This is a genomic window from Falsihalocynthiibacter sp. S25ZX9 (assembly GCF_041205405.1).
Lineage (GTDB): Bacteria > Pseudomonadota > Alphaproteobacteria > Rhodobacterales > Rhodobacteraceae > Falsihalocynthiibacter > Falsihalocynthiibacter arcticus.
In genome coordinates this window covers 1-5,103 of sequence record NZ_JBGFCD010000041.1, presented here as the reverse complement: position 1 = coordinate 5,103, position 5,103 = coordinate 1, and the positions used below count along the sequence as shown (strand labels likewise).

Annotated in this window: 4 protein-coding genes; all 4 read right to left on the bottom strand. The window is 45.6% G+C overall.

The window, feature by feature from the left end; all coding sequences use genetic code 11:
• Positions 1-758 precede the first annotated feature (758 nt).
• The gene (locus tag AB9F29_RS21005) at positions 759-2,681 is read right to left on the bottom strand and encodes an AAA family ATPase (RefSeq protein WP_369757135.1); all 1,923 of its coding nucleotides are present in this window, start codon (positions 2,679-2,681) and stop codon (positions 759-761) included.
• The gene (locus tag AB9F29_RS21000; protein ID WP_369757134.1) at positions 2,668-3,195 is read right to left on the bottom strand and encodes an ABC-three component system middle component 5; all 528 of its coding nucleotides are present in this window, start codon (positions 3,193-3,195) and stop codon (positions 2,668-2,670) included. Before AB9F29_RS21000 ends, AB9F29_RS21005 begins: the two co-directional genes overlap by 14 nt.
• A complete protein-coding gene (locus tag AB9F29_RS20995; RefSeq protein WP_369757133.1) occupies positions 3,195-3,677 on the bottom strand; it encodes an ABC-three component system protein in 483 nt (160 codons plus the stop codon). Before AB9F29_RS20995 ends, AB9F29_RS21000 begins: the two co-directional genes overlap by 1 nt.
• 192 nt (positions 3,678-3,869) lie before the next feature.
• A partial coding sequence (locus AB9F29_RS20990; protein ID WP_369757132.1) for a hypothetical protein occupies positions 3,870-5,103 on the bottom strand: 1,234 nt, incomplete at its 5' end.

The window sequence follows — 5,103 nt, the reverse complement described above, 5'->3', positions numbered from 1 at the left end:
GGATTCGATAGAGGCGGGAAGAAGATATCCTCTGCGCCGTTTAGAAAACTCCTAAATCGCTACCTATCATGCAAAGTACGCGGCTTGTGAACGCAAGCCCAGGGATAGCTAGGAGCAAGAAACCAAACGAGTAAAATAGGAGAACAAAGTAAACTGCCGATCGGTTGCTGTGCCTGTTTTTTACGTTGTAGAACGCACGCAATACATCAATAGTCAGCTGCCCATCTCCATTCTTCTTAAGAGCGTCTGATGCTGTTTTCAGGCTTTTAGTCCTATCGAGCCACGGAGCTCTGTTTATAAAGCTCGAAACTATCTGAGGTCTGCGCGATTTTATTGTAACATACATCGACCGAAGATTAAGGGCCGTAACGCTGTCTACCGATTGGAGTACGTAATCCGAAATGCTTCGCGAACCTTTCACGACCTCGGGTGCGAAAAGTCGGTAAGCGATAGTACCGATGCCAAGGAGCAGTAGGCCGCAGTAAACTAGGTTTAGACGCATAGAGAAAACAATCCAGGGAGGGCACTGGCTCAATTGATCTGGATTTTCAAGCAAACCTCCCATGCCTCCTAAAAAATCTTTGATCTTCGAATGATAAAGGATCATGTAGCCGATGAATGGTGTGCTCATGGTTAAACTAGCTGGCAGACTCTGACCAAACCCCCTTAGCAGGTGCCAGTTTAAAGTCCTTTTTCGCCAGGCCTCTGGCTGCCAATCGTCATCCTGCTTGACAGTTTCGTCCACTACACAATCCCCTTTAAGTTTTTGCGAGGCGTAAAGTGCGGTTTTCATGCGTGTAATAGTCGCCGACTGTAACCTCAGGAATATCTAGCTCTGGCGCGATCATTGAGGTGGCAATAATTAGCTGGTTTCCGGAAGTAGCATTCATTGACTTCTCGTGCAAAATTCGCTGAAAATTACGGCTTCTTTCCGGCTCTAACCCCTTGTCCTCGATTGTATCCATCAACATGAACCTTGGATGAGAGAATAATGCATGGTTTGCCGCTGCTGTTGCGAACGAAGCGATAAAGCTGTTCCTTAGGTACACCATTGAGCTGGCTGAAAAGAACGACTCTCCATTTACATTTATCCTATCTCCATCAAACTCAAAGTTCACTGTTTTAGCGTTCTTGAAAGTTGATTGTCTTTCCAAGTCCCTTCGCAGGAAATCTAACACTTCCAATTCAATTGATCGTCGAGATTGTGATATTTGGTTTCGGTCTCGCTTTTCAGACACCGCTAATACGGATTTTTCGCTATCAATTTTTTTTTGTAACTCGTCTCGACGTTGCTGGGCTTCATGCAATTCCGCCACAACCGATTTCCTCGCGGCGAGTTCCTCCAAATTTCTCTGGGCATAACCAGCCTCGCGATTGAGAGCTCGTAACTTTGACCGCAGCTCAGTGGTCGGGCTCCGTAGTGACACCGTATAATGACGGCCCGCTTGCTCCCACAACTCAGTAGTTTGCGTCAATTTAGCCTTCAAAGAAGAGGCCTTTTGCAGCCTATTTTCTTGTAGGTCCAGAGAGCTTTGCTTTTGACGAGCATACTCATTAATCAGCCGCAACGCTCTTTCTTTGACTTGCTGCTGATCAGATGCCTGTTTGCAGAGCGAACAAGCGCCTTCAATATCTGTTCCCCCTACTGGTGCAAAGCAGGCGGGACAAAACTCAAAATTCAGAGCGTTGAGTTCGTCCACGATTAATTTAGACTCATGCAAGGCATCGAGCTTCTTTGTCAAAGATGCAATGAACTCATCCGAGTCTGCAGCTTCAAGTTCGACAAAATTGAGTTCTTCTGTGATTTGCCCAATCTCGATCTGGAGTTGCTGTACCCTAGAGTAGGTTTCTTTCTGATCGTTAAGTGAAAGCCGGTCTTCGAACTGTGCCGAGAAGACTTGTGCCTCAATTTTTTCTATCTCAGCATTCAGGTTCTCGAGTTCACGTTCTAGTCTCAAATGCTCTTGCAAAATCCATTCATTAGTTAATGGATGTCCGTCTCGTCCGTGCATACGAGTGAGCGTTGAAATACGGGAAATTACGTCCTTAATTTCAGCTTCATAAGCCTTCAGATTTAGCTTGGCGGCATAGTAGTCTTCACTGAAGGCTCCTAGCAAAAGATCACCAACAGTTTGACGGGTGATTGCATCATCAAATGGTTGGCCTCTGAACAATTTTTCTACTGAACTCAACTGATCTGAATAAAGTAGGCGCAGGAGTTGGTTCATTGTGATTTTAGTGTTTGCTTCCCCATACTGAACTTCTGGCAAATCAAGAAGCCGGAACATTACTTGCGAGAAGCTCTCCGATTTACCTCTCCTGAATGAATAACGCTCCCAGCCTTCCAAACTCGTTTTCGAGGCTTCGGATGATGGGCCGAAGAACACCTTCATTGGCTGAGATGATTTTCTTTCAACATCTCTTTGAAGCGTAACATCTTTTCCGTTCAGCTTGACGCCCATCATAACGGAATCGCAATTCAAGGCGGCCTCGCGCCACTGATTCTCAAGTAAATCACCTCCCAGTCCATAGAAGATGAAATCCATAATTGTGGACTTCCCAGAGCTGTTTTCTCCTCGAATGATGTTCAGCCCGGAATGGAACTTCTCATCAAAAACGCGTTGTCCACGACGGAATATTGCAAGATCTACGACTTCAAGATTTGGCTTAAACAACGTCATAGCTGAACTCCCCAAGGCCACTTCTGGCAAAAATTCCATCTTTTCCAAGGTCGCCAATTTTTGGGAAACTAAGTGCCAAGAAATTCACTAAATCAGGCTTCCTTTCCCGGAATTCATTGATAGATGATCGAAGTTCTTTTGGTAAAACATTTTGCACAAGAACCAGTGTATCGGTTCTCAATGCATTGGGATCAATCATTTTGGAACCCGCAAGCGCGCTTACTGCAGTGGCTTGAATCATTTCCATCCTTTCGAAAACAGTTCTGGCACTTGGAAAATGGTCATAATTTGATTTCGGATAGTTGCGAACAATACCGTTTCGATCTTTTCTGAACCCTTCTACGTTCGATGGGGCACGTACCCCTTCCAAAGCCCAAGGGAAACAAAGAAAGAAGTCCGCAGCTCTAGCTGCTCTATAGGTGAAAGTATGATCCTTAGCACATGTCAAAAGTACCAAAAGGCGGAACGTCGTATGATAGGGGTCATAAGCCGGGGTATAAGTAAGGGAAAACATCAATTCCACCTAACGTAGCATCGGTCAGCTAGCCAATAGATCATTCCTCGAACATGCGCATGATTTATAGTAAAATGCTCAAAGCCTGCACCCATATCATTCATAGTTGGATCTATAATTTTTTCATCTATGATTTTATCGATATCTTGTCTGTCCAATGACGCTGCATGTGGAGAAATGTGGTTTTCAAAGACATCGTTTATCCGAGCTAAAAACAGTGCAAAAATCTTTTGTGCCGACGGATAATGCTGCCACTTTGCGAGCAATTTTGCGAAAAGCTCTTTCTTTTGCTGAGCTCCCTCTAGCTGATCTTCACGTTCCGCCGCCCTAAGCTTTGCCTCGAGACCAACCTGAGATGCGGAACTCCGTCTATCATTGAACATTTGAAGATCGTCAATAAACCCTTCAATACAAACATTTTCTTGGGACATTTCTTCACTTAGGCGTCCCAAAAGGCCTGGAATTTGCGAATTATTTGTCAAAAAAACTGCTCTACACAATATTTAGGTTCGGACCTGTTCAAAACCACCACTATTAGTGAACTTTTGCAGATTATCCATACAACTTCAAGCTGCAACAATGACTTAGCTACTGGTATTATTAAAATATTTTAATGAACGTTGAAGTTTCATTAACGATAAAGGCAATCTCTAAAAGCATCCTGGCACCGCTAATTACTCAACTTTGAGCCATGCTCCATGCTTGTCCCTCCGCTCCAGATACCCCTTACACCGGACGACTTCCCGGTTCTGGATTTGCCCTTTTGCCATTCCATCGGTGATATCCGGGTGCTCAGACAGGTCCGGGAGTTTAATTGAGGTGGGCAAAGCTCTACCCACAACAGCCTCCGACGCCTTTGCCATGGCAACCCTAAGTTCTGTCACTCGCCTATATTCGACGATGTAGCTGTCGTGGACAGATAGGACTGGAATGCCCTGCTCGGTGAAGTGACTGTGAATATGGGCAGTAATGTCGCTATCAATTCGCATGAGCTGGATACCCTTATCGCTGAACAAATAGTCTGAAATTTTGGGGTTTCGGGCCAAGAAGGCGTTAAGGAATTTATCAATTTGAATATCAGTCGCTTGCTTTGCCCAGTGAGTATTACTAAACCCGTTGCGAAACGCCTTGTATGCAGATGATTTATCCTTTGCGTTCAATGAAGTAAGCACTAACCGCTTAACTATGTTCCGGACCATTTCATCAGGATACGCATGAAATTTTATTGGGGAAAGGTCATAGGGGTCGCCCACTAATTCCTCCGCAATTTCCGCATAAAGCAGGTTGATGTGAAGGCCCTGAAAGTCCACCTCTACCGTCGGTTCATCGTTGATGAATATCTGTGAACGCCAGTCGCCGTTTATTCTTTGCCACCACCCGCCATAGAACCGACCATTCATCTGCCAGTCGCTTCGGCTGAAAATGCGCCTTAACCGTGGAGGTCCACCATCAACCCGGATGGCATAGGTGTCCCCTTCCTCTACAGGTTCGATTGTGGGGTCTTCAAGTGAGGGAATGTCGATAAAAGACGAGGCAATCAGCTCGTTATAAGCCAACACTTCCTCCCGCATCTTATCGGTCTCGGGAGTGTCCTCGTATTCAATCTGTTTGTTGTTTTTGTCCTTCAGGATAATGACTTCTTCGCCTTCCGCCCGACCAATATCCTCGCGGTCGAACTTGGCCTTGGCAAACCAACCCTGCATAATTTCAGCTGCACGTATCCTTGTGGTTCTGTTTCCCTTCGCCCCAGGAGCGGAATAACTGCCCTTTGCCATGTCGATAAGGTTTGCGTCGTGTAGGGACTGAATGATCGGCACCAGTTTCTTCGACAGGTGCAGTGCGTTATATCGAGAGTTCGTTTTCCAGGCGTTTACCGACATGGATACCCCGATACACAACGTAGGATCT